We start from the raw sequence: 23,056 nt of genomic DNA, 5'->3' as shown, positions 1-23,056 counted from the left end.
ATCGGCGCGGCTTCCTACAATCCCGCGATGACTTCCCTGCCCCCGCGCCGCCCCATCCGCGAACTGCCCGATGAGCTGATCAGCCAGATCGCCGCGGGCGAGGTGGTGGAGCGGCCCGCCTCGGTGGTGCGCGAGCTGGTGGACAACGCGCTGGACGCCGGCGCCACGCAGATCACCGTGCGCCTGCTCGGCGGCGGCGTGCGGCTGATCGCGGTGGAAGACGACGGCATCGGCATCCCGCGCGCCGAACTGCCGCAGGCCCTGAAGCGCCACGCCACCAGCAAGATCGCCAGCCTGGCCGAGCTCGAATCGGTGGGCACCATGGGCTTTCGCGGCGAGGCGCTGGCCGCCATCGCCTCGGTGGCCGAGATGGGCCTGCTCTCGCGCACCGAGGGCGAGGGCCACGCCTGGCAGCTGGAGGCCCGCAGCGGCGAACTCGCGCCCGGCGCGCGCTCGCGCGGCACCTCCATCGAGGTGCGCGAGCTGTTCTACGCCACGCCCGCGCGGCGCAAGTTCCTCAAGTCCGACAACACCGAGCTCGCCCACTGCATCGAGGCCGTGCGCCGCCACGCGCTGGCGCGGCCCGACGTGGGCTTCGCCATCTGGCACGAGGGCAAGCTGGCGGCGCAGTGGCGCGCCGTGCCGCTGCCGGGCCTGGACGGCATCGCGCGGCGCCTGGCCGACGTCCTGGGTGAGGATTTCATCGAGCGCGCCGTGCCCCTGATGTGGCCCGCCGACGGCTCCGACGCGCGCGGCCTGCGCGTCAGCGGTTTCGCCGGCATCCCCGACGCGGCACGCACGCGCGCCGACCAGCAGTTCGCCTACGTCAACGGCCGCTTCGTGCGCGACAAGGTCATCGCGCACGCGGTGCGCGCCGCCTTCGACGACGTGCTGCACGGCCAGCGCCAGCCGGTCTACGCGCTGTTCGTGGAGATCGCGCCCGAGCGCGTGGACGTGAACGTGCACCCGACCAAGATCGAGGTGCGGTTCCGCGACAGCCGCGAGGTGCACCACGCGGTGCAGCAGGCGGTGGAGTCGGCCCTGGCCGTGCCGCGCGCCGGCCAGGCGGTGGAGCCGGCGCCCGGCGCCGCGGCCGCGTCCCCGGCCCCAGCGCCCGCCTGGGCGCCGCCCGGGCGCCAGGCCGGCTTCAGCTTCCCGCCGCGCGAGCCCGAGCCGGGCCACCGCGTGAGCGACGTGTCGGCGCTGTGGGGCGCCGCCGCCACGGCGCCGGCTGGGCCCTTCGCCTCGGCCCCCACCCGCCCACCGGCCCTGGCCGAGGGCGGCTTCGCGCCAGCGCCGCGCCCCGGCGCCGCCGAGGCGGCCGCCCACACGCCCCTGCCCGACGGCGACTGGCCCCTGGGCCGCGCCATCGCCCAGCTGCAGGGCATCTACATCCTGGCCGAGAACACCCAGGGCCTGGTGATCGTGGACATGCACGCCGCGCACGAACGCATCGTCTACGAGCGGCTCAAGCGCCAGTTGGCCGAGCGCGCGCTGGCCAGCCAGCCGCTGCTGATCCCCGCCACCTTCGCCGCCACGCCCGAGGAAACCGCCACCGCCGAAAGCCGGGCCGAGGCGCTGGCCGCGCTGGGCCTGGACGTGGCCCCGCTGTCCGCGCGCACCCTGGCGGTGCGCGCCGTGCCCACCACCCTGGCCCAGGGCGACCCGGTGGAGCTCGCGCGCAGCGTGCTGGCCGAACTGGCCCAGCACGAGGCCAGCCACGTGCTGCAGCGCGCCGAGCACGAGCTGCTGGCCACCATGGCCTGCCACGGCGCGGTGCGCGCCAACCGCCGCCTGACCCTGGACGAGATGAACGCGCTGCTGCGCCAGATGGAAGTCACTGAGCGCAGCGACCAGTGCAACCACGGCCGCCCCACCTGGCGCCAGCTCGGCCTGCGCGAACTCGACGCCCTGTTCCTGCGCGGAAGGTAGGCCGCGCCCGACCCGGCATCGACCTTGCTTGCCTGGGATTTACCCCAGCCAGATGAACTTTTGTGGCGCGCCGCGCCTCTGTTCCCCGGTCATGACCCGCCTGCTATTGAGCCTCGCCACCGCCCTGGCCCTGTTGGCCGGCTGCGCCACGCTGGACGAGAAGCAGCGCGTCTGGATCTTCCAGCCCTCCGACCGCGCCTGGAGCGGCGGCGCCTACGCCGCCGAGTCCATGGAAGACGTCTGGATCGACTTCCATTCGGCCCAGGACAAGGAGGACGTGCGCCTGCACGGCCTGTGGGCGCCGCACGAGAACTTCGCCGCCAACCCCCAGGCCCCGGTGCTGCTGTACCTGCACGGCGCGCGCTGGAACGTCACCGGCTCGGCCTTCCGCATGCGCCGCATGGAAGAGCTGGGCTTCTCGGTGCTGGGCATCGACTACCGCGGCTTCGGCCAGAGCACCAACCGCCTGCCCTCGGAACACACCGCCTACGAGGACGCGCGCGCCGCCTGGGACTGGCTGGCCCGGCGCTACCCCGACCGGCCGCGCTACATCTTCGGCCACTCGCTGGGCGGCGCCATCGCCATCCAGCTCGCCACCCAGGTGAACGACGAGAAGGGCACGCTGGTGGAAGGCACCTTCACCTCCATCCCCGACGTGGTCAGCACCTTCAAGTGGGGCTGGCTGCCGCTCTCGCCGCTCATCACGCAGCGCTTCGACTCCCTGCAGCGCGTGCCCGACATCGGCTCGCCCCTGCTGGTGGTGCACGGCAGCGCCGACCAGCTCATCAAGCCCGAGCTCGGCCAGCGCCTGTTCGAGGCCGCCAAGGGCCCCAAGCGCTTCGTGCTGGTGGAGGGCGGCTCGCACCACAACACCAACTCGGTGGGCCAGGCGCAGTACCGCGCGGCCCTGGCCGAGCTCTTCGGCCTGGACGACAACATCCGCCTCGTCGCGCGCTGACGTGAAACACCCCCGCCGCGCTGCGCGCGCCCCCCTCAAGGGGGCGGTACCCACGGCCCGGCAGAGCCGGTTCCGTGGTACCGCTCGGTTCGACCACCTCATGCGGCACGGGTCGCCGTAGCACGCGGGCCAGCGCGGGCATCTGCTACCCTCGATTGGATGTCCGCCCCCTCCTCCGCCATGTCGCCGGGCCTGGTCGTGCTCGTGCTCACGCTGCTGCTGGGCATCCAGCCCGTCACCACCGACCTCTACCTGCCCGCCCTGCCCACGCTCACCCAAGGCTTCGGGGCCAGCGTGGCGCAGGCCCAGTTCACCCTCACCGCGCTGCTGCTGGCCTTCGGGGTCTCGCAGCTGGTGTGGGGGCCACTGTCCGACCGCTTCGGCCGCCGCCCCATCCTGATCGGCGGCATGCTGCTGTACATGGCCGCCACCACCGGTGGGGCCTTTTCCCAGTCCATGGACCAGCTCATCGCCTGGCGCACGCTGCAGGGCGTGGCCATGGGCTCGGCCGTGATGTGCGCGCGCGCCATCGTGCGCGACCTGTACGCGCCCAGCGAGGGCGCCCGCGTGATGAGCAAAGGCCTCACCGGCCTGGGCGTGATCGCCTGCTGCAGCGCGCCCCTGGGCGGCCTGCTGTCCGACCACTACGGCTGGCGCGTGGCCCTGCTGGCGCTGTCGGTGTTCGGCGCGGGCACGCTGGCCCTGCTGGTGTGGCGCTTCCAGGAAACCGTGCCGCGCCTCAACCCCGACGCGCTGCGCCCCGGGCCGCTGCTGCGCAACTGGGCCACCATCGCGCGCAACCCCACCTTCTGGGCCTGGACGCTGCTGGCCACCGCGTCCTACGCGGGCCTGTTCAGCTACCTCGCGTCCTCGTCCTTCGTGCTGATCGGCGTGCTGGGGCTGAGCAAGACGCAGTACGGCATCGTGATGTTCACCATGTCGCTGGTGTACATCGTGGGCACCTTCATCTGCCGCCGCCTGCTGGTGCGCCTGGGCGTGCGCCGCACGGTGGGACTGGCGGCCATCGTCACGCTCACGGGCGGCACGCTCATCGGCGTGCTGCCCCTGCTGGGCGTGCAAGGCCTCTGGAGCGTGCTGCTGCCCTTCTACCTGTTCATGCTGGGCCACGGCGTGCACCAGCCCTGCGGACAGAGCGGCGCGGTGGCGCCCTTCCCGCAGGCGGCCGGCGCGGCCTCGGCGCTGGCGGGCTTCCTCATGATGGTGGTGGCCTTCGGCATCGGCGGCTGGCTGGGGCTGGCGCTGTCCGATCCCGCGCTGGGCGCCGGCACGGTGCGCCCCCTCACCAACAGCGTGTGGTTCTGGTGCGTGGTCATCGCCACCACGGCCTGGACCCTCGTGCAGCGACACGGCGAGCCGCACACGCCGCCGACGCGTGTCGCGACGATATGAGCCCCCACGCTCCGCCGCCGCGCGGGTCGCTGCCCCCCGAGGGGGCTGATTCGGCCTGGGGCGGCCCGGCGCCGGATCGTGGCGTGGATTCGCGACCGCGCTGCATCGCCCTGGCCGGCCCCACCGCCAGCGGCAAGACGGCGGCGGCCCTGGCCATCGCCGCCCGCTGGCCGGTGGAGATCGTCAGCGTCGACTCGGCATTGGTGTACCGGGGCATGGACGTCGGCACCGCCAAGCCCACGGCGGCCGAGTTGGCGGCCGTGCCGCACCACCTGATCGACATCCGAGACCCCGCGCAGGCCTACAGCGCGGCCGACTTCGCGCGCGACGCCACGCGCCTGATCGCCGAGATCGGCGCGCGCGGCCGCACCGCCCTGCTGGTGGGCGGCACCATGCTGTACTTCAAGGCCTTGCTCGACGGGCTGGACGAGCTGCCCGCCGCCGACCCCGCCGTGCGCGCCGCGCTTGAGGCGCGCGCGCGCGCCGAGGGCTGGCCCGCGCTGCACGCCGAACTGCAGCGCGTGGACCCGGTCAGTGCCGCGCGCCTCTTCCCCAACGACGCGCAGCGCATCCAGCGCGCGCTGGAGGTGTTCCAGGTGTCGGGCCGGCCGCTGTCGGGTTTTCATTCGGGCCGTGGACGCGACCCCGAAGGCCCGCTCGACGAAGCCCACCTGATCTCGCTCGAACCGCAAGACCGCGCCTGGCTGCACGCGCGCATCGCCGAGCGCTTCGAGGCCATGCTCGCGACCGGGCTGCTCGACGAGCTGCGCGCCCTGCGCGCGCGCGGCGACCTGCACGCCGACCTGCCCGCCATGCGCTGCGTGGGCTACCGCCAGGCCTGGGCCACACTGGACGCCTCGCCCACGCCCGACGCCGCCGCGCTGGCCGGGCTGCGCGACCGCGGCGTCTTCGCCACGCGCCAGCTCGCCAAACGCCAGCTCACTTGGCTGCGCTCCATGCCCCGGCGCGTGGTGGTGCCGGCCGACGCGCCCGACGCGCTGGAGCGGGTGCTGGCGCAGGTCCGGGAGTGGCTGGGGAACCCGCCATGAGCCTCATCGCCGAGAACCTGGGCAAGTTCTACGGCGACACGCCGGTGTTCCGCCACGTAGACCTGCGGGTCGAACCCGGCGAGTTCATCGCCATCGTGGGCGAATCCGGCGTGGGCAAGTCCACGCTGCTCAACTGCCTGGCCGCGCTCGACGACTGGAGCGAGGGCCGCGTGTGTCACGGCGGCACCGACCTCGGCGCCCTCGACGAAGCGCGCCGCGCCCACTGGCGGCGCGCCAACCTGGGCTTCGTCTTCCAGGCCTTCCACGTGCTGCCGCACCTGGACGTGGCGCAGAACATCGGCCTGCCCCTGCTGCTGCTGAACCGCCCGGACCCCGCGCGCGTGCGGTCCCTCATGGACGCGGTCGGCCTCGAGGGCCTGGGCGCGCGCCTGCCCGCGCAGCTCTCGGGCGGCCAACTGCAGCGCGTGGCCATTGCGCGCGCGCTGGTGCACCGGCCCGCCGTCGTGCTGGCCGACGAACCCACCGGCAACCTGGACCCGGCCACCGCCACGCGCGTGATGGACCTGCTGTGCGCCCAGACCCGCGAACAGGGCGCCTCGCTGGTGCTGGTGACGCACGCCGAGGCCGCCGCGCGCCGCGCCGACCGTGTGCTGCGGCTCAGCGCCGACGGCCTGCGCGCCGATACCACCGCGACTTGACGGAACCCCGGCTCTGCGACACGGTCGCACCTGGGCACACCCAGCCAAAGGTAACCCGTTGGTAACTTTATTTCACTATGATCGACCCACTTCGTAACTCGTGAAGCCAACCGCCCCAACGATGGAGACCAGCACCCCACCCGACGCGCCCCTGGACCTCGTCATCTTCGGCGGCGCGGGCGACCTGTCCCTGCGCAAGCTGCTGCCGGCGCTCTACATGGCGCACCTGCACAAGACCCTGCCGGACGACACGCGCATCGTCGCCCTGGGCCGCCACGCCTGGGACCGCGCGGCCTTCACGGCCTTCATCGACGACAAGGTGCGCGGCTTCATCACCGCCGACGCGCTGGACGACGCGGGCTGGCGCGGCTTCGTGCAGCGCCTGGTCTACGTCTCGCTCGACGCCACGCGCCCCGAGGACTTCGCCGCGCTCGGCCAGGCCCTGCGGCCTGGCGTGGACCGCGTCTACTACCTCGCCACCGCGCCCACGCTGTTCACCGCCATCTGCGCGAACCTGCACGGCGCCGGTCTGGTGGACCCACGCTCGCGCGTGGTGCTGGAAAAACCCCTGGGCCACGACCTGGCCTCGGCGCGCGCCATCAACGACGAGGTGGCCCGGTACTTCAGCGAATCGCAGACCTTCCGCATCGACCACTACCTGGGCAAGGAGACGGTGCAGAACCTCATGGTGCTGCGCTTCGGCAACGCCATCTTCGAGCCCCTGTGGCGCAGCCCCAGCATCAAGAGCGTGCAGATCACGGTGGCCGAATCGGTGGGCGTGGGCAGCCGCGCGGGCTTCTACGACGGCACCGGCGCGCTGCGCGACATGGTGCAGAACCACCTGCTGCAGCTGCTGTGCATCGTGGCCATGGAGCCACCCGTCTCGCTCGACCCCGACGCCGTGCGCGACGAAAAACTCAAGGTGCTGCGCTCGCTGCGGCCCATGACGGTGGCCGATGTGGCGCGCGACACCGTGCGCGGCCAGTACGGCCCCGGCAACGTGGGCGGCGAGCGCGCCGTGGGCTACCTGCAGGAGGACAACGTCCCCGCCACCAGCGAGACCGAGACCTTCGTCGCGCTGCGCGCGCACATCAACAACTGGCGCTGGGCCAACGTGCCCATCTTCCTGCGCACCGGCAAGCGCCTGGCCGAGCGGCGCAGCGAGATCGTGGTCGAGTTCGCGCCCCTGCCCTATTCGCTGTTCCCCGACGCGCCGCGCGAGCCGGTGAACCGCCTGCTGATCCGCCTGCAGCCCGAAGAACACGTGCAGCTGCAGATGATGGCCAAGCAGCCCGGCAGCGGCATGAAGCTGCGCCCGGTCGCGCTCGACCTGGACCTGCAGTCGGCCCTGGCGGGCCGCCGCGCCGAGGCCTACGAGCGCCTGCTCATCGACGTCATCAAGGGCCGGCTCACGCACTTCATGCGGCGCGACGAACTGGAGGCCGCCTGGACCTGGGTCGAGCCCATCATCGAGGGCTGGAAGTCCCTGGGCGAGAAGCCGCGCGCCTACGCCGCCGGCAGCTGGGGCCCGGCCGCCTCCTCCGCCCTCATGGCGCGCGAAGACTCCACCTGGTCGGAAGAAACCTGAGCCCATGAACCAGCACCCGTGCAACACGCCCGCCGAACTCGCGCAGCGCCTGGCCGCGTGGACCGGCCTGCGCCTGCACCAGGCCATCGCCGGGCGCGGCCATGCGGTGCTGGCGGTCTCGGGCGGCCGCTCGCCGGTGCCGCTGTTCCAGGCCCTGCGCGCGCAGCCGCTGGACTGGTCGCGCGTGAGCATCACCCTGGTGGACGAGCGCTGCGTGCCGCACGACCACCCCGACAGCAACACCGCCCTGGTGCGCGAACACCTCTTGCAGCAGGGCGCCGCGGCGGCCACCTTCGTGCCCTGGTTCGACGAGCTGCCCGCCACGCTGGACGACACCGCGCTGCAGGCGCTCGCCGACGCCGCCAGCCAGCGCCTGGCGACCCAGCCCTGGCCCTGGGACCTCGCCATCCTCGGCATGGGCGAGGACGGGCACACCGCCTCGCTTTTCCCGCACGCGGGCGGCCTCAGCCAGGCCCTGCACGCCAGCGGCCCCGTGGCCTGGACGCGCCCGCTGAACGCGCCGCACGCGCGCCTGACCCTGACCCTGCCCGCGCTGCTGGCCACGCGGGAACTGGTCTTGCCCCTCATCGGCCCCGCCAAGCTGCGCGTGTACCAGCAGGCCCGGCTGTCCGAAGACGACACGCTGCCGATCTCGCTCGTGTTGCACCAGCACCAGACCCCGGTGCAGGTGTGGCTCGCCTAACGATGAACACCCCCGCGCCGCTTCGCCTCACCCCCTCAAGGGGGCGGCACCCACGGCCCGGCACAGCCGGTTCCGTGGTGCCCCTGGGGTAGACCACCTCATGCGAACAGCTTCTTCCATTCAGCCATGAATCACTTGAACCCCATCCTCGACCGCGTCACGCGGCGCATCACCGAGCGCAGCGCGCCCTCGCGCGGCGCCTACCTGCAGCACATGGCCGCGCAGCGCACGCGCGGCACGCAGCGCGCCGGCCTGGGTTGCGCCAACATGGCCCACACCACGGCCGCGCTGCCCCATGAAGACAAGCTGCGCATCCACGCCGAGCGGGCGCCGCACATCGGCATCGTCACCGCCTACAACGACATGCTCTCGGCGCACCAGCCCTTCGAGGCCTACCCCAGCCTGATCCGCTGGCACGCGCAGCAGATCGGCGCCAGCGCCCAGGTGGCCGGCGGCGTGCCCGCCATGTGCGACGGCATCACCCAGGGCGAGGCCGGCATGGAGCTGTCGCTGTTCTCGCGCGACACCATCGCCCTGGCCACCGCCGTGGCGCTCTCGCACAACGTGTTCGACGCCGCGCTCATGCTGGGCGTGTGCGACAAGATCGTGCCCGGCCTGTTCATGGGCGCGCTGCAGTTCGGCCACCTGGCCACGGTGTTCGTGCCCGCCGGCCCCATGACCTCCGGCCTGTCCAACGACGAGAAGGCCAAGGTGCGCCAGCAGTACGCGCAGGGCCTGGTGGGCCGCGAGGCCCTGCTCGAATCGGAAGCGCGCGCCTACCACGCGCCCGGCACCTGCACGTTCTACGGCACCGCCAACAGCAACCAGATGCTGATGGAGATCATGGGCCTGCACCTGCCGGGCAGCTCTTTCGTGAACCCGGGCACGCCGCTGCGCGAGGCCCTCACCAAGGCCGCCGTGGAGCGCGCCGTGGCCAACAGCGGGCGCACCGGCCAGCCCTACGTGCCGCTGTGGCAGATCGTCGACGAGAAGGCCATCGCCAACGGCGTCGTCGGCCTGCTGGCCACGGGCGGCTCCACCAACCACACCCTGCACCTGGTGGCCATGGCGCGCGCCGCCGGCATCCTGATCGACTGGGACGACTTCGCCGAGCTGTCGGCCGTGGTGCCGCTGCTGGCGCGCGTCTACCCCAATGGCAGCGCCGACGTGAACCACTTCCATGCGGCCGGTGGCCTGGGCGTGCTGATGCGCGAGCTGCGCGGCGCCGGCCTGCTGCACGCCGACGTGCACACCGTGATGGGCCGGGGCCTGGACGCCTACGGCCTGGAGCCCTGGCTGGACGGCGAGCGCCTGGCCTGGCGCCCCGTGCCCGAGCGCAGCGCCGACCTGAACGTGCTGCGCCCCGCGAGCGACCCGTTCAGCGCCGACGGCGGCCTGCGCCTGCTCACCGGCAACCTGGGACGTTGCGTGATCAAGGTGTCGGCCGTGAAACCCGAGCACCGCGTGGTGCGCGCGCCCGCCGTGGTGGTGCACGACCAGCAGGAGCTGCTGGCCAAGTTCAAGGCCGGCGAGCTGGAGAAGGACTTCGTGGCCGTGGTGCGCTACCAGGGCCCGCGCGCCAACGGCATGCCCGAGCTGCACAAGCTCACGCCGCCGCTGGCCGTGCTGCAGGACAAGGGCTTCAAGGTCGCCCTGGTCACCGACGGCCGCATGTCCGGCGCCTCGGGCAAGGTGCCCGCGGCCATCCACGTCACGCCCGAGGCCGTGGCGGGCGGGCCGATCGCGCGCGTGCGCGACGGCGACCTCATCACGCTGGACGCCGAGCGCGGCCTGCTCAAGGTGGACGTGGACGAGGCCACGCTGGCCGCGCGCGCCCTGCCCGACCCCGACCTGTCCCACAACACGCACGGCAGCGGCCGCGAGCTCTTCGGCCTGTTCCGCGCCCACGTCGGTGGCGCCGAACAGGGTGCCTCGCCGCTGTTCGCCTGAACCCTCAACGCCCGCACACCATGCAAGACCAGCACCTCAGCCACCCCGCCTTCCAGTCGCGCGTCGTGCCCGTCATCGTGCTCAGCGACGCGAAGCAGGCCGTGCCACTCGCCCAAGCCCTGCTCGACGGCGGCATCGACGTCATGGAGATCACCCTGCGCTCGGACGTGGCGCTCGATGCCATCGAAGCCGTGGCCCGGACCGTGCCCCAGATGCACCTGGGCGCCGGCACCGTCACACGGCCCAGCGATGTGCCGCGCGTGATCGACGCCGGCGCGCGCTTCGCGCTCTCGCCCGGCTGCACCGACGCGCTGGTGGACGCCATGCGCGCCACCGGCCTGCCCTTCATTCCCGGCGTGATGACCCCCGGCGAGGTGATGCGGGCGCGCGACCAGGGCTTCACGCTCATGAAGCTCTTCCCCGCGCAACAGGCCGGCGGCATCGGCATGCTCAAGGCCCTGGGCGCGCCCATCCCCGACGTGCGCTTCTGTCCCACCGGCGGCGTGGGCCCCGAGAACCTGCGCGACTTCCTCGCCCTGCCCAACGTCGCCATGGCCGGCGGCTCCTGGCTCACGCCGGCCGACGCCCTGCGCGACGGCGACTGGGCGCGCATCACCCGGCTGGCGCGCGAAGCCACCGCGCTCGCACAGGGACAATGAACGCCACCGGCGCGCCCAAAGGCGCCTGCGCCGCGCGCCCGCCACACCCATGACCACCATGCCACTGCCCGTCGCCCTGCCCGCCTGGCAACACCTCCAGGCGCTCGCCAACGAACCGTCGGTGCCGCTGCGCGAGCGGCTTGCCGAGCCCGAGCGCGCGCGCCGCCTCACCTGGTCCGCCGCCGGCCTCACGCTCGACGCCAGCCGCCAGGCCATCGGCACCGAGATCGAACGGGCCCTGCTCGACCTGGCCGCGCAGAGTCAGATCGCCGAGCAGCGCGAAGCCATGTTCCGCGGCGAGGCCATCAACACCACCGAAGACCGCCCCGTGCTGCACGTGGCCCTGCGCGGCGGCGAGGCCGGTGGTCCCTGGGGCAACGCCATCCACGCGCTGGTGCAGCGCGAGCTCGACCGCGTCTGCCGCTTCGCCGAGGAGCTGCGCGCCGGCACCGTGCGCGGCCACGCGGGCGACGCCTTCACCGACGTCGTCAACATCGGCATCGGCGGCTCCGACCTGGGCCCGCGCATGGCGGCCGACGCGCTCGCCCACCTGGCCAGCGACGCGGTGCGCGTGCACTACGTCTCCAACCCCGACGCCTGGGCGCTGTGGAGCGTGCTGCGCGGGCTGGATGCGAAACGCACGCTGTTCATCGTCTCCAGCAAGACCTTCACCACGCAGGAAACCCTCACCAACGCCGCCAGCGCGCGCCACTGGCTGGCCGACCAGGGCGTGCCGGCCGACGCCATCGCCCGGCACCTGGTGGCCATCACCGCCACGCCGGCCAAGTCCGCCGAGCTGGGCTACGACCCCGAGCGCACCTTCCTGTTCTGGGACTGGGTGGGCGGGCGCTACTCGCTGTGGTCGGCGCTGGGCCTGCCGCTGGCCATCGGCATCGGCGCGGCGGCGTTCCGCGAGCTGCTCGCCGGCGCGCGCGCCATGGACGGGCATTTCCTGCACGCCCCCTTGCAAGAGAACCTGCCGGTGCGCCTGGCCCTGCACGGCGTGTGGAACCGCAACTTCCTGCGCATGCCCACGCAGCTCATCGCCTGCTACGCCTCGCGCCTGGTGCGCTTCGTGCCCTTCGTGCAGCAGATGGACATGGAATCCAATGGCAAGCGCACGCACCTGGACGGCAGCGAGGCCACGGTGGACACCGGCCCCATCGTCTGGGGCGGCCTGGGCATCGACGGCCAGCACGCCTACTTCCAGCTGGTGCACCAGGGCCGGCACGCGCTGCCGGTCGATTTCATCGGCGTCCTGAGCGAAGACACACCACTGCCACTGGCCAGCGCGCACCACGCCGTGGTGAACCTGAACCTGCGCGCCCAGGCCAAGGCCATGGCCCTGGGCCGCACGCTCGAAGAGACCGAGGCGCAGCTGCTGAAGGACGGCGCCGACGCCGAGACCGCGCACGCCCTGGCGCCGCACCGCCAGTTCCCCGGCAACATCCCCAGCCACCTGCTCTGGCTCGACCGGCTCGACCCCAGTCGCCTGGGCGCGCTGATCGCCCTGTACGAGCACAAGGTGTTCTGCCAGGCCGCCCTCTGGCGCATCAACGCCTTCGACCAGTGGGGCGTGGAGTTGGGCAAAACCATGGCCAAGGCCATGGAACGCGCGGGCGGCTGAAGCCTCCAACCCATCGTTGACGGGCCTCGTCCGGCGCGCGGGTCGGACCGGTCCTACACGGCCCGGCGCGGGCCCTTCCTAGCATGGGTGGACGCGACGGGCCCCGGTCCCGCGCTTTCAGGAGAACGCCCATGACCCAAGCCTTTCATTCCCCCACCGCCTTCACCCGCCACTGTCTGGCCGCCGCCGCCCTGGCGCTCGCGCTGCCCGCCTGGGCCCAGGGCGCCGGCGCGGCCAAGACCTCCACCGACAACCGCTACCAGCAGGAGCGCGCCGCCTGCGCCGCCATGAGCGACCCCGAATCGCGCACCAGTTGCCTGCGCGACCTGGGCGCGGCCCGCCAACAGGCCCGCAGCCAGCCGCGCGCTCCGGTGTCGCCGGAACAGCTGCAGCGCAACGCCCTGCAGCGCTGCGAGGTGCACACCGCGGCCGATGAGCGCGCCATCTGCGAGCGCATGGTGCGCGGCGAAGGCCAGGTCTCGGGTTCGGTCAGCGGCGGCGGGCTGATCCGCTCGATCGAAACCACCGTGCCGGCGCCGATGCCGCCGGCCGAACCGCCGCTGCGGCAGTGAGGCCAGGCCCCCGATCGGGCCTGCTGCGAAGGTGGTAGACCCGACCCGCCGGCCAGGGGCGGCGATCCAGTGAGAGAAACAACAGCGTGCGGCACCGGGACCGGTGCTAGCTTGTGCGCCCTCGGTACTCCCCTGGGTTCACGGACATGGCTCTTCTCCGGCATGGAACGCTTCCCGCCCTGCTCTGCGCCGCCGGGCTGTCGGCCTGCGGCGGCAACCCGTCCGGCACCGCGCCGCCCGCCGTGGTCGTGCTGCCACCGCCCGCGCCCGCCCTGATGGCCAGCGCGCCCGCCCTGACCCTGGCCGCATCGGGCCAGCCTCGGCACGTTCTCATCACCAACGTCGGTGGACAGGCCGCGCTCAACCTCGTGGTGGGCGCGGCCAGCGCGCTGCCGGCGGGCAGCGCCTTCGGCACCGATTGCACCGCCACCCTGTCGCCGGGCGCCAGCTGCACCCTCACGCTCACCCCCGGCGCCACGCCCTCGGCCGCGCCCGGGGACACCGCGCCCACGCCCGCCGAGCTGCGCATCGGCGGCAGCAACACGCCGGCCCTGGCGCTGCCGGTGTGGGTGCTGGGCTTCGGCAGCGTGTACCAGGGCGGCTACGTGTTCGACCTGGACGACACCACGCCCCCCACGGGCGGCGTGGGCGGCAAGGTGATGGCGCTGAACAACGCCTGGCCGACCGCCGTCCAGGCCAACGACGCCCCCCTGGCGTCCAGCCCCACGGAGGGCGCCGCCAACACGGCGACCCTCGTCAACGCCGGCGGTCCACCGCCCGACCCGAACAGCCCCTACGCGGCCTGGACCTGCGACGACGCCAGCGACGCCGGCTTCACCGACTGGTACCTGCCGGCCATCTGCGAACTGGGCTACGACCGGGACAACCGGGGCTCCGGCTGCGGCAGCGCCGCCGCGCCCACCCGGCCGAACATCCAAAGCCATCTGGTGGACAAGGGCGTGAGCGGCGGACTGGTCGGCAACAACGAGTACTGGAGCTCGACCGGTGCGGGTGGTGTCACATGGACGCAGTACATCGGGCCGGGCCCTACAGCAGCACAACACGACGTCCCCTCGGGCGCCCTCTCCCTGGTCCGCTGCGTGCGCGCCCTCACCCCCTGAGCGACGCGGCCGGGCGCGCCAGCCGCCGCGCGCTCAGGTCACCGGCGCCGGGTTGAACAGCACCAGCTGGTTGTGCAGCTTCCAGCGCTCGGCCCAGGTCTTCTGGCGCCCGCTCGCCACGTCGAGCATGAAGCGGAACAGCGCCCAGCCCACGTCCTCGATGCTGGCCTGGCCGTCGGCGATGGTGCCGGCGTTGATGTCCATCAGGTCGTGCCAGCGCCGCGCCAGCTCGCTGCGCGTGGCCACCTTGATCACCGGCACCGCCGCCAGCCCGTAGGGCGTGCCGCGGCCAGTGGTGAACACGTGCAGGTTCATGCCCGCGGCCAGCTGCAGCGTGCCGCAGATGAAATCGCTCGCGGGCGTGGCGGCGTAGGTCAGGCCCTTGGCGCGCAGCTTCTCGCCGGGCGACAGCACGTTGGCGATCGGCGCGCTGCCCGACTTCACGATCGAGCCCATGGCCTTCTCGACGATGTTCGACAGCCCGCCCTTCTTGTTGCCCGGCGTGGTGTTGGCGCTGCGGTCCACGCCGCCGCGCTTCAGGTACTCGTCGTACCAGGCCATCTCGCGCACCAGGGCCTGCGCCACCTCGGGCGTGGCGGCGCGCGCGGTGAGCTGGGCGATGCCGTCGCGCACCTCGGTGGTCTCGGAGAACATCACGCTGGCGCCCGCGCGCACCAGCAGGTCGGTGCAAAAGCCCACCGCCGGGTTGGCCGTGACGCCCGAAAACGCGTCGCTGCCGCCGCACTGCACGCCCACCACCAACTCGCTGGCCGGCACCGTCTCGCGCCGGCGCGCGTTCAGGCGCTTCAGGTGCACCTCGGCCTGGCGCAGGATGGACTCGACCATGCTCATGAAGCCCACATGGGCCTCGTCCTGTAGACAGACCACCCCCCCCGCGCCGCTGCGCGGCTCCCCCCCTGGGAGGGGGGGCACCGCCAGCGGCCCGTCAGAGCCGGTTCCACGGCGGTCCTGAATGGGGATCCCCTCGCTGGGAAACAGCCGCTCGGGCTGCAGCTTCTCGCAGCCCAGGCTCACCACCATCAGCTCGCCCCCGAAGTTGGGGTTCTGGCTGATGTGGCGCAGGGTGCGGATGGGGATCGCCGCGCCGGGCGCGTCGATGGCCACGCCGCAGCCGTAGCCGTGCTCCAGCGCCACCACGCCGTCCACGTTCGGGTACTTGGGCAGCAGCTCGGCCTGGATGCGCTGCACCGCGAACGCGGTGACGCCGGCCACGCACTGCACGGTCTGGGTGATGGCCAGCAGGTTGCGCGTGCCCACCGAGCCGTCGGGGTTGCGGTAGCCCTCGAAGGTGAAGCCCTCCAGCGGGGGCAGCGGCGCGGCGCCACGCGTGGCCATGGGCAGGTCGTCCAGGCCGCGCGCGCCGGGCATCTGCAGCAGGCGCTCGTGCACCCAGCTGCCGGCGGGAATGTCCTGCAAGGCGTAGCCGATGGGCACGCCATACCGCCGCACGGCCGCGCCCTGGGGCAGGTCCACCAGCGCCACCTTGTGGCCCTGCGGCACCCGCTCGCGCAGCGCCGGCCCGCCGGGCAGCGCGGTGCCGGGCGGCAGGCCGCCGTCGTTGGCGACGATGGCCACGTTGTCCTCGGCGTGCATGCGGATCGTCAGCGGCGCCACGGCCGCGGGGTTCGCCAGGGTATCGGGCATGGGCGTCTCCTATGATGCGGCGCACCCGCCATCCCCCGGCCCCTTGACCGGACGCGTGGCGCGGAGCGCTTGGTACCGGTACCATTCTAAGCCGCACATGAAAGAATCCGACAACTCCCGGCGCGCCCGACGCGGCAGCGGGGCCATCACCGTGCGCGACGTGGCCCGCCTCGCGGGCGTCGCGCCCATCACCGTCTCGCGCGTGCTGAACACGCCCGCGCAGGTCTCGCCCGACGTGCGCCAGAAGGTGCTGGAGGTGATCCAGAAAACCGGCTACGTGCCCAACCGCATGGCCGGCGGGCTGGCGTCCTCGCGCAGCCGCCTGATCGCGGCGGTGGTGCCGAGCACGGTGATGTCGGTGTTCATGCCCACCATCGAGGCCTTGAACGAGACCCTGTTCAACGCCGGCTACCAGCTCATGCTCGGCCAGTCCGACTACTCCGCCGCGCGCGAGGAGGCCTTGCTGGAGGCCATCGTCGGCCGGCGGCCCGACGGCATCTTCCTCACCGGCATCCTGGGCCCGAGCCAGGGCCGCACGCGGCTGCTCGCCTCGGGCATTCCGGTGGTGGAAACCTGGGACCTGACGCCCACGCCCATCGACATGCTGGTGGGCTTCTCGCACGCCGACATCGGGCGCGAGGTGGCGCGCTTCCTCATCGACAAGGGCCGCCGCCGGCTGGCGCTGATCCGCGCCGAGGACGAACGCGCCGAGCGCCGCGCCGGTGCTTTCACCGAAGCGGTGCAGCGGGCCGGGCACGGGCCGGTGGCGGTGGTGAACGTGGGCGCCTCACGCTCATTGCGCAGTGGGCGCGAGGCCCTGGGCCGTCTGCTGGAGCAGGCGCCGGACGTGGACGCCATCTTCTGCAGCTCCGACCTGCTGGCGCTGGGCGTGGCCACCGAGGCGCGCGTGCGCGGCATCGCCGTGCCGCACGACCTGGCGCTGGTGGGCTTTGGTGACGTGTCCTTCGCGGCCGACATGGCGCCGGCGCTGAGCACGGTGCGCATCAACGGCGCCGAGATGGGGCGCCTGGCGGCGCGCTGCCTGATCGACCGGGCCGAGGGGCGGGAGGTCTCGCCCGCGGTGTTCGACGTCGGCTTCTCCATCGTCGAGCGCGAAACCACCTGAGCCGGGAAATCCCCGACGGACAGGCGTTGACGGGCCCTTTTGGTACCGGTACCATGCCCACCGGATTCATTTGGTACCGGTACCAAATGAAGACCCCTTTCCACCCAACAGGAGACAAGCCACCATGAAAAAACTGTTGTGCGCGCTCGGCGCCACCATGACCCTCACCACGGCCATGGCCTGGCCCGACAAGACCGTCACCATCGTGGTGCCCTTCCCGCCCGGCGGCTCCACCGACATGATCGCCCGCACCCTGCAGCCCAAGCTGCAGGAAAAGTTCGGCGGCACCTTCGTCATCGACAACAAGCCCGGCGCCACCGGCACCATCGGCGCCACGCTCGTCACCCGCGCCGCGCCCGACGGCCACACGCTGTTCGTCTCCTCCCTCGGCCCCTACGTCATCGCGCCGCACCTCACCAAGGTCACCTACGACGCCACCAAGGACTTCGACTACATCACCGTCGCCGTGCAGGCGCCCAACGTGCTCGTGGTGCCCGCCGCCTCGCCGCACAAGAGCATGGCCGACGTCATCGCCTACCAGAAGGCCAACCCCGGCAAGATGACCTTCGCCTCGTCCGGCAACGGCAGCAGCGACCACCTCACCGCCGAGCTCTACTGGCAGCAGACCGGCACCAGCGGCGTGCACGTGCCCTACAAAGGCGGCGGCCCCGTCATGACGGACCTGCTCGGCAACCAGGTCGACTCGTCCTTCATGAACATCAACACCGCCATGCCGCAGATCCGCGCCGGCAAGCTGCGCGCGCTGTCCATCACCAGCGCCCAGCGCTCGTCCCTGCTGCCCGACGTGCCCACGCTCGACGAGCTCGGCATCAAGGACGCCAACGTCTACTCCTGGCAGGCCGTGGCCGCGCCCAAGGGCATTCCGGCCGACCTGAAGACCAAGCTGCAGGCCGCCATCAAGGACGCGCTCAACGACCCCGCCATCAAGCCCAAGCTGCTTGAAGTGGGCTTCGAGATCGTGGCCAACACGCCCGAGGAATTCACCAAGTTCCAGGCGGCCGAGTTCGCGCGCTGGAAGAAGCTGATCGAGTCGCGCAACATCAAAGCGGATTGACCGTTTCATGCTGAACCCCGTCCCCGTCGGCGCCACGCCGCGCATCACCGAGCTCATCGCCATTCCTGTCGCGGGCCGCGACGGCATGCTGCTCAACCTGAGCGGGGCGCACGCGCCCTTCTTCACGCGCAACCTGCTGATCCTGCGCGACAGCGCGGGCCGCACGGGCGTGGGCGAGGTGCCCGGGGGCGAGAAGATCCGCCAGACGCTGGAAGACGCGCGCGAGCTGGTGCTGGGCCGCTCCATCGGCGACCACCAGCGCGTGCTGCGCGAACTGCACACGCGCTTCGCCGACCGCGACGCCGGCGGGCGCGGCCTGCAGACCTTCGACCTGCGCACCACCATCCACGCGGTCACCGCCATCGAATCGGCCCTGCTCGACCTGCTGGGCCAGCACCTGGAAGTGCCCGTGGCCGCACTGCTCGGCGAAGGCCAGCAGCGCGCCTCGGTGGAAATGCTGGGCTACCTGTTCTTCGTGGGCGACCGCACCAAAACGCCCCTGCCCTACACCGATCCGGCCAGCGAGCCCGAGCACGCTGACGCCTGGTGCCGCCTGCGCCACGACAAGGCCATGACGCCCGAGGCCATCGTGCGCCTGGCCGAGGCCGCGCGCGAGCGCTACGGCTTCAACGACTTCAAGCTCAAGGGCGGCGTGCTGCGCGGCGACGAAGAGGTCGACGCCGTGACCGCGCTGCACGAGCGCTTTCCCGACGCGCGCGTGACGCTCGACCCCAACGGCGGCTGGCTGCTGAAAGACGCCATCCGCCTGGGCCAGCGCATGCGCGGCGTGGTGGCCTACGCCGAAGACCCCTGCGGCGCCGAGGACGGCTTCTCGGGCCGCGAGGTGATGGCCGAGTTCCGCCGCGCCACCGGCCTGCCCACGGCCACCAACATGGTCGCCACCGACTGGCGCCAGCTCAGCCACGCGCTGTCGCTGCAGAGCGTGGACATCCCGCTGGCCGACCCGCATTTCTGGACCATGGCCGGCAGCGTGCGCGTGGCCCAGACCTGCCGCGACTGGGGCCTGACCTGGGGCTCGCACTCCAACAACCACTTCGACGTCTCGCTGGCCATGTTCACCCACGTGGGCGCGGCCGCGCCGGGCAAGGTCACGGCCATGGACACGCACTGGATCTGGCAGGACGGCCAGCGCCTCACCCAAGAGCCGCTGAAGATCGTGGGCGGCCACGTCCAGGTGCCCCAGAAGCCCGGCCTGGGCATCGAACTCGACATGGCCGAGGTGGAGAAGGCGCACCAGCTCTACCGCCAGCACGGCCTGGGCGCGCGCGACGACGCCACCGCCATGCAGTACCTGATCCCGAACTGGACCTTCCACCCCAAGCGGCCCTGCATGGACCGCTGAGGCCGATCCCTTCGCCGGATCGCGCCGTTCTTTCCACACCCCCACAAGGCAACCGCATGCGACCGAACCGACTGCGCGAGATCTGGGCCCAGGGCGGCGCCGCCGTCAACGGCTGGCTCGCCATCCCCAACAGCTTCTCGGCCGAGACCATGGCCCACCAGGGCTGGGACTCGCTCACCATCGACCTGCAGCACGGCGTGGTGGACTACCAGGCCATGGTCCCCATGCTGCAGGCCGTGAGCACCACCAACACCGTGCCCGTGGTGCGCGTGCCCTGGCTGGAGCCCGGCATCCTGATGAAGGCCCTGGACGCTGGTGCCTACGGCGTCATCTGCCCCATGGTGAACACGCGCGCCGACGCCGAGAAGCTGGTGGCCTACACGCACTATGCGCCGCGCGGCACGCGCAGCTTCGGCCCGGTGCGCGCCCTGCTCTACGGCGGCGCCGACTACCCCCAGCACGCCAACGACACCATCGTCGCCTTCGCCATGATCGAGACCGCGCAGGCGCTGGACAACCTGGACGACATCCTGGCCACGCCGGGCCTGGACGCGGTCTACATCGGGCCTTCGGACCTCTCGCTCGCGCTGGGCTGCAAGCCCACCTTCGACGACCTGGACCCCAAGGCCGCCGAAGCCGTGCAGCACATCCTGGCGCGCGCCAAGGCGCACGGCGTGGTGGCCGGCATCCACAACGGCACGCCCGAGGCCGCGCTCAAGCGCATCGCCATGGGCTTCCAGTTCGTCACCGTCAGCTCCGACGCGCGCCTCATGGCCGCGGGCGCGCAGCAGGTGGTCACCACCATGCGCGGCGGCATGAAGACCAGCAAGCCCGCCAGCGGCTACTGACCCCCTCCCTTCAACGGAACACTCGAATGAAAGTCGGATTCATCGGCCTAGGCATCATGGGCACGCCCATGGCCCTGCAACTGCTCAACAAAGGCCACCAGCTAACCGTGCACACGCGCCGCCAGGTGCCCGAGGCCATCACCGGCGCCGGCGGCGTGCGCGCGGCCAACGCCGCCGCCGTGGCGAAAGAGGCCGAGGTCATCATCACCATGCTGCCCGACACGCCCGACGTGGAGGCCGTGCTGTTCGGCGAACACGGCGTGGCCGAAGGCCTGAAGGGCCACGCTGGCGAGCGCAAGGTGGTGATCGACATGAGCTCCATCTCGCCCATGGCCACCAAGGACTTCGCCCAGCGCATCAACGCCCTCGGCGCCGACTACATCGACGCGCCCGTCTCGGGCGGCGAAGTGGGCGCCAAGGCCGGCACGCTCACCATCATGTGCGGCGGCGATGCGGCCGTGTTCCAGCGGATGAAGCCGCTGCTGGAATGCATGGGCAAGAACATCACCCTGGTGGGTGGCAACGGCGACGGCCAGACCACCAAGGTGGCCAACCAGATCATCGTGGCGCTCAACATCGCGGCCGTGAGCGAGGCCCTGGTCTTTGCCAGCAAGGCCGGCGCCGACCCGGCCAAGGTGCGCGAGGCCCTCATGGGCGGCTTCGCCTCCAGCCGCATCCTGGAAGTGCATGGCGAACGCATGATCAAGCGCACCTTCAACCCGGGTTTTCGCATCAAGCTGCACCAGAAGGACCTGGGCCTGGCGCTGCAGGGCGCGCGCGAACTCGGCGTGGCCCTGCCGCAGACGGCCAACGCCGCGCAGCTGATGCAGGCCTGCGCCGCGCATGGGCTGGGTGAGCTGGACCATTCGGCGCTGGTGCAGGCGCTGGAGATCATGGCCGAGCACCCGGTGGCGAAGGGCTGAGCCAGCCCCCGGGCGCGGCCGGCGGACAAGGCGCCTCATACAGCAGGCGCCGGCCCGCGGCCTCAGCCACGGGCAGCCGATCGGTGGTGCGCAATTGCGGGTCGGTACCCAGCTGGAACAGCAAGGGGCCGAGGGCCGGCGACTCGCCCGGCGCGGGCGCCCACAGCGCGCTGATCCATTCCAGGGCCCAGCTGGGGCCTGCATCGCGGCGCCGCTCCAGACGCGCAATGCCCCTGAGGTCGGCCATGGGAATGCGGGCCAGCAGGTCCAGCAGCGTCGTGTCCCAGGCCACCAGCGAGGTCTGCGACAAGGTCTGGCCCTTGCACGAGACCCGGTGAACCAGCAGGTACCAGGGCCGCTCCAGCGCGAGCGTGATGGCCGGCCAGTGCGTCTGGCGCGGGGCGACCTGGGAAGGGTGGAGGTGCTGGACGAGGCCGGGGGCGGTGATGAACACGTGCGAACTCCCAAAAGGCAGCCAGTGTTGCCAGCGGGAGTTGGGGGGTGGTTTGTTTTGAGCAACCAACTGGCTCACGAAATTCTGCAGATGAGACCGTGGGGCGACAGCAGCGCCTCTCCAGGGGCGGATGGGCAAGCTCTCCTTTGTCAGAGACGAAACCGACGGCTTGATTGAAGAGGTGCTGGCGCAGAACATGGTCGCGGCAAGGAAGCGGCTGATGCTCACGCAGGAAACACTGAGCCAGCGATCAGGCGTCAACAGGGCCCTCGTCGCGAACATCGAGCGTCAAGCGCGCAACCCCTCGCTGCAGACGCTAGCGAAGCTTGCGGCTTCGCACGAACTGTCACTCGAAGCGCTGCTGAGTAAGTAGCTTGGCGGAGGCCAAGCCGGTTTGTGCTGATTCGCTTTGAGGGGCTGATTTGCGGCGGTTGCGGACGCTGCGATTGCTGGCCTGAAGCGCTCATCCCAACCTAGTCCGACTAGTTGTCTTCAAGGACAACATCCCATCGCTGGCAGAACATACCGACCTGGAGCATCCCCTGTGTAGTCCCGATGAAATATTTGGTTGACGGGCTAGAACATAGGCTGTTCATTCAGACGAGAATGAACCACAGAAAACGAATACCCGTAACGCTGAACTACGGCAGTTACTAAGCCAGAAAGCCAGTTTGGAGCGCTTGGGGCAACGTAAATATTATCGATAAGTCGCTCAAGATCGACTCTCAGATTTATTCCATGCTCAATCGTTTCTTGCGTAAAGTCGAAACCCGTTTCTCCAGTCGGCCACTTCGAGATGACCGCTCGAACCTCTCGTTCGTGTTCAAAACTCTTGCGCTTGTGAACGAACGGTGAGAAAAGATTTTTCGCGTCAACCCATTCACTTTCGTAGTCAATGTATTTGACCACACCAAGATAAACATCGTCCTCTGCAGTAATGGCATCCCTAAGCTTTCGATATGTGGATTGAATGGCTATCCCCTCTTCGCTTTTTAGATAAAGTTTCCACATCGCGGCAGATTCATGATCATTCATGTGCCAGCAGTTTATTGCGGTAAATCGCGGCAAATTTTTATTCCACTCACTCATTCCCTTCATGGCACGCCGAAAATTTTCGTGCGCCTCTGCCGGAATTTCAGGCGGAATGTTTTGGCGTGCAATGATGTTCATTTTTGGCCACGAACCCTCAAACGGATCGTCAAATTTGTCTGCACGAGTGAAATAGAGCCGTCTTGAGTCTATCAATGAAACAAACTTTGTGAAATCCATATACCGCCAGACGCGGACCTCCTCATTTTCTGGCTGTACGAAAACTGGGTGAGCTGTGTACATGGGTGACTCTTAATATGGTGCAGGTCGTATCGATCTGTGGTT

The 23,056-nt window shown here is 70.9% G+C and carries 21 protein-coding genes; 18 read left to right on the top strand and 3 right to left on the bottom strand.

Going from position 1 to position 23,056, the window contains the following annotated elements:
• The first annotated feature begins 27 nt into the window (after positions 1–27).
• From mutL to JNX00_RS07340, 12 genes are all read left to right on the top strand, one after another.
• Complete coding sequence (mutL, locus tag JNX00_RS07395; protein WP_204744556.1) at positions 28–1,932, top strand: DNA mismatch repair endonuclease MutL; 1,905 nt, start codon at positions 28–30, stop codon at positions 1,930–1,932.
• A 91-nt stretch (positions 1,933–2,023) separates the two neighbouring features.
• Complete coding sequence (locus JNX00_RS07390) at positions 2,024–2,890, top strand: alpha/beta fold hydrolase (protein ID WP_070400633.1); 867 nt, start codon at positions 2,024–2,026, stop codon at positions 2,888–2,890.
• 159 nt (positions 2,891–3,049) lie between these two features.
• Positions 3,050–4,300 (top strand): multidrug effflux MFS transporter, encoded by a 1,251-nt coding sequence (locus tag JNX00_RS07385; protein WP_204744555.1) that lies wholly within the window; start codon positions 3,050–3,052, stop codon positions 4,298–4,300.
• 83 nt (positions 4,301–4,383) lie between these two features.
• A complete protein-coding gene (gene miaA, locus JNX00_RS07380; protein ID WP_239478274.1) occupies positions 4,384–5,349 on the top strand; it encodes a tRNA (adenosine(37)-N6)-dimethylallyltransferase MiaA in 966 nt (321 codons plus the stop codon).
• Positions 5,346–6,008, top strand: coding sequence for an ABC transporter ATP-binding protein (locus JNX00_RS07375; protein ID WP_204744553.1), 663 nt, complete (start codon positions 5,346–5,348; stop codon positions 6,006–6,008). Before miaA ends, JNX00_RS07375 begins: the two co-directional genes overlap by 4 nt.
• Positions 6,009–6,129: 121 nt before the next feature.
• Entirely contained in the window at positions 6,130–7,596 is a 1,467-nt protein-coding gene (gene zwf, locus JNX00_RS07370) for a glucose-6-phosphate dehydrogenase (RefSeq protein WP_204744552.1), read from the top strand.
• Positions 7,597–7,600: 4 nt separating this feature from the next.
• Entirely contained in the window at positions 7,601–8,299 is a 699-nt protein-coding gene (gene pgl / locus JNX00_RS07365; RefSeq protein WP_070400638.1) for a 6-phosphogluconolactonase, read from the top strand.
• A gap of 126 nt (positions 8,300–8,425) precedes the next feature.
• The gene (edd, locus tag JNX00_RS07360; RefSeq protein WP_204744551.1) at positions 8,426–10,249 is read left to right on the top strand and encodes a phosphogluconate dehydratase; all 1,824 of its coding nucleotides are present in this window, start codon (positions 8,426–8,428) and stop codon (positions 10,247–10,249) included.
• Between the two features lie 20 nt (positions 10,250–10,269).
• Positions 10,270–10,908, top strand: a complete 639-nt coding sequence (gene eda, locus JNX00_RS07355; RefSeq protein WP_204744550.1) for a bifunctional 4-hydroxy-2-oxoglutarate aldolase/2-dehydro-3-deoxy-phosphogluconate aldolase — start codon at positions 10,270–10,272, stop codon at positions 10,906–10,908.
• 58 nt (positions 10,909–10,966) lie between these two features.
• A complete protein-coding gene (pgi, locus tag JNX00_RS07350; protein ID WP_204744549.1) occupies positions 10,967–12,535 on the top strand; it encodes a glucose-6-phosphate isomerase in 1,569 nt (522 codons plus the stop codon).
• Positions 12,536–12,666: 131 nt separating this feature from the next.
• Positions 12,667–13,107 carry a hypothetical protein gene (locus tag JNX00_RS22475; protein ID WP_204744548.1) on the top strand — a complete coding sequence of 147 codons (441 nt, stop codon included), beginning with the start codon at positions 12,667–12,669 and terminating at the stop codon, positions 13,105–13,107.
• A 146-nt stretch (positions 13,108–13,253) separates the two neighbouring features.
• Positions 13,254–14,228 (top strand): hypothetical protein, encoded by a 975-nt coding sequence (locus JNX00_RS07340; RefSeq protein WP_204744547.1) that lies wholly within the window; start codon positions 13,254–13,256, stop codon positions 14,226–14,228.
• Positions 14,229–14,261: 33 nt separating this feature from the next.
• Here JNX00_RS07340 and garD read toward each other — a convergent pair whose 3' ends face one another.
• Complete coding sequence (garD, locus tag JNX00_RS07335) at positions 14,262–15,893, bottom strand: galactarate dehydratase (protein WP_204744546.1); 1,632 nt, start codon at positions 15,891–15,893, stop codon at positions 14,262–14,264.
• A gap of 97 nt (positions 15,894–15,990) precedes the next feature.
• Between garD and JNX00_RS07330 the strand changes: the two genes are divergently transcribed.
• From JNX00_RS07330 to JNX00_RS07310, 5 genes are all read left to right on the top strand, one after another.
• Positions 15,991–17,019, top strand: coding sequence for a LacI family DNA-binding transcriptional regulator (locus tag JNX00_RS07330; RefSeq protein WP_204744545.1), 1,029 nt, complete (start codon positions 15,991–15,993; stop codon positions 17,017–17,019).
• Between the two features lie 124 nt (positions 17,020–17,143).
• Positions 17,144–18,094: a tripartite tricarboxylate transporter substrate binding protein gene (locus tag JNX00_RS07325; RefSeq protein WP_204744544.1), complete on the top strand. Its 951-nt coding sequence runs from the start codon at positions 17,144–17,146 to the stop codon at positions 18,092–18,094.
• Between the two features lie 7 nt (positions 18,095–18,101).
• Positions 18,102–19,457 carry a glucarate dehydratase gene (gene gudD / locus JNX00_RS07320; protein ID WP_204744543.1) on the top strand — a complete coding sequence of 452 codons (1,356 nt, stop codon included), beginning with the start codon at positions 18,102–18,104 and terminating at the stop codon, positions 19,455–19,457.
• 56 nt (positions 19,458–19,513) lie between these two features.
• Positions 19,514–20,305, top strand: a complete 792-nt coding sequence (locus JNX00_RS07315; protein WP_204744542.1) for an aldolase/citrate lyase family protein — start codon at positions 19,514–19,516, stop codon at positions 20,303–20,305.
• Positions 20,306–20,331: 26 nt separating this feature from the next.
• Positions 20,332–21,228, top strand: a complete 897-nt coding sequence (locus JNX00_RS07310; RefSeq protein ID WP_204744541.1) for a 2-hydroxy-3-oxopropionate reductase — start codon at positions 20,332–20,334, stop codon at positions 21,226–21,228.
• On the opposite strand, the gene JNX00_RS07305 is transcribed toward JNX00_RS07310, so the two are convergent.
• A complete protein-coding gene (locus tag JNX00_RS07305) occupies positions 21,197–21,682 on the bottom strand; it encodes a hypothetical protein (protein WP_239478273.1) in 486 nt (161 codons plus the stop codon). The genes JNX00_RS07310 and JNX00_RS07305 overlap by 32 nt on opposite strands.
• Positions 21,683–21,812: 130 nt before the next feature.
• Here JNX00_RS07305 and JNX00_RS07300 point away from each other — a divergent pair, with 130 nt between their 5' ends.
• Positions 21,813–22,055: a helix-turn-helix transcriptional regulator gene (locus JNX00_RS07300; protein WP_204744540.1), complete on the top strand. Its 243-nt coding sequence runs from the start codon at positions 21,813–21,815 to the stop codon at positions 22,053–22,055.
• Positions 22,056–22,258: 203 nt separating this feature from the next.
• Here JNX00_RS07300 and JNX00_RS07295 read toward each other — a convergent pair whose 3' ends face one another.
• Positions 22,259–23,014 (bottom strand): hypothetical protein, encoded by a 756-nt coding sequence (locus tag JNX00_RS07295; RefSeq protein WP_204744539.1) that lies wholly within the window; start codon positions 23,012–23,014, stop codon positions 22,259–22,261.
• Positions 23,015–23,056 lie beyond the last annotated feature (42 nt).

Source organism: Hydrogenophaga sp. YM1 (assembly GCF_016903055.1).
In the GTDB taxonomy this organism is placed as follows: Bacteria; Pseudomonadota; Gammaproteobacteria; order Burkholderiales; family Burkholderiaceae_C; genus Hydrogenophaga; species Hydrogenophaga borbori.
This window is presented reverse-complemented; position numbering and strand designations above follow the sequence as displayed.

What these genes read in the sequence shown, in the direction of transcription:
- mutL (WP_204744556.1), top strand. Translation starts at nt 28, where the DNA reads ATGACTTCCCTGCCCCCGCGCCGCCCCATCCGCGAACTGCCCGATGAG.
- JNX00_RS07390 (WP_070400633.1), top strand. Translation starts at nt 2,024, where the DNA reads ATGACCCGCCTGCTATTGAGCCTCGCCACCGCCCTGGCCCTGTTGGCC.
- JNX00_RS07385 (WP_204744555.1), top strand. Translation starts at nt 3,050, where the DNA reads ATGTCCGCCCCCTCCTCCGCCATGTCGCCGGGCCTGGTCGTGCTCGTG.
- JNX00_RS07375 (WP_204744553.1), top strand. Translation starts at nt 5,346, where the DNA reads ATGAGCCTCATCGCCGAGAACCTGGGCAAGTTCTACGGCGACACGCCG.
- zwf (WP_204744552.1), top strand. Translation starts at nt 6,130, where the DNA reads ATGGAGACCAGCACCCCACCCGACGCGCCCCTGGACCTCGTCATCTTC.
- pgl (WP_070400638.1), top strand. Translation starts at nt 7,601, where the DNA reads ATGAACCAGCACCCGTGCAACACGCCCGCCGAACTCGCGCAGCGCCTG.
- edd (WP_204744551.1), top strand. Translation starts at nt 8,426, where the DNA reads ATGAATCACTTGAACCCCATCCTCGACCGCGTCACGCGGCGCATCACC.
- eda (WP_204744550.1), top strand. Translation starts at nt 10,270, where the DNA reads ATGCAAGACCAGCACCTCAGCCACCCCGCCTTCCAGTCGCGCGTCGTG.
- pgi (WP_204744549.1), top strand. Translation starts at nt 10,967, where the DNA reads ATGCCACTGCCCGTCGCCCTGCCCGCCTGGCAACACCTCCAGGCGCTC.
- JNX00_RS22475 (WP_204744548.1), top strand. Translation starts at nt 12,667, where the DNA reads ATGACCCAAGCCTTTCATTCCCCCACCGCCTTCACCCGCCACTGTCTG.
- JNX00_RS07340 (WP_204744547.1), top strand. Translation starts at nt 13,254, where the DNA reads ATGGCTCTTCTCCGGCATGGAACGCTTCCCGCCCTGCTCTGCGCCGCC.
- garD (WP_204744546.1), bottom strand. Translation starts at nt 15,893, where the DNA reads ATGCCCGATACCCTGGCGAACCCCGCGGCCGTGGCGCCGCTGACGATC.
- JNX00_RS07330 (WP_204744545.1), top strand. Translation starts at nt 15,991, where the DNA reads ATGAAAGAATCCGACAACTCCCGGCGCGCCCGACGCGGCAGCGGGGCC.
- JNX00_RS07325 (WP_204744544.1), top strand. Translation starts at nt 17,144, where the DNA reads ATGAAAAAACTGTTGTGCGCGCTCGGCGCCACCATGACCCTCACCACG.
- gudD (WP_204744543.1), top strand. Translation starts at nt 18,102, where the DNA reads ATGCTGAACCCCGTCCCCGTCGGCGCCACGCCGCGCATCACCGAGCTC.
- JNX00_RS07315 (WP_204744542.1), top strand. Translation starts at nt 19,514, where the DNA reads ATGCGACCGAACCGACTGCGCGAGATCTGGGCCCAGGGCGGCGCCGCC.
- JNX00_RS07310 (WP_204744541.1), top strand. Translation starts at nt 20,332, where the DNA reads ATGAAAGTCGGATTCATCGGCCTAGGCATCATGGGCACGCCCATGGCC.
- JNX00_RS07300 (WP_204744540.1), top strand. Translation starts at nt 21,813, where the DNA reads ATGGGCAAGCTCTCCTTTGTCAGAGACGAAACCGACGGCTTGATTGAA.
- JNX00_RS07295 (WP_204744539.1), bottom strand. Translation starts at nt 23,014, where the DNA reads ATGTACACAGCTCACCCAGTTTTCGTACAGCCAGAAAATGAGGAGGTC.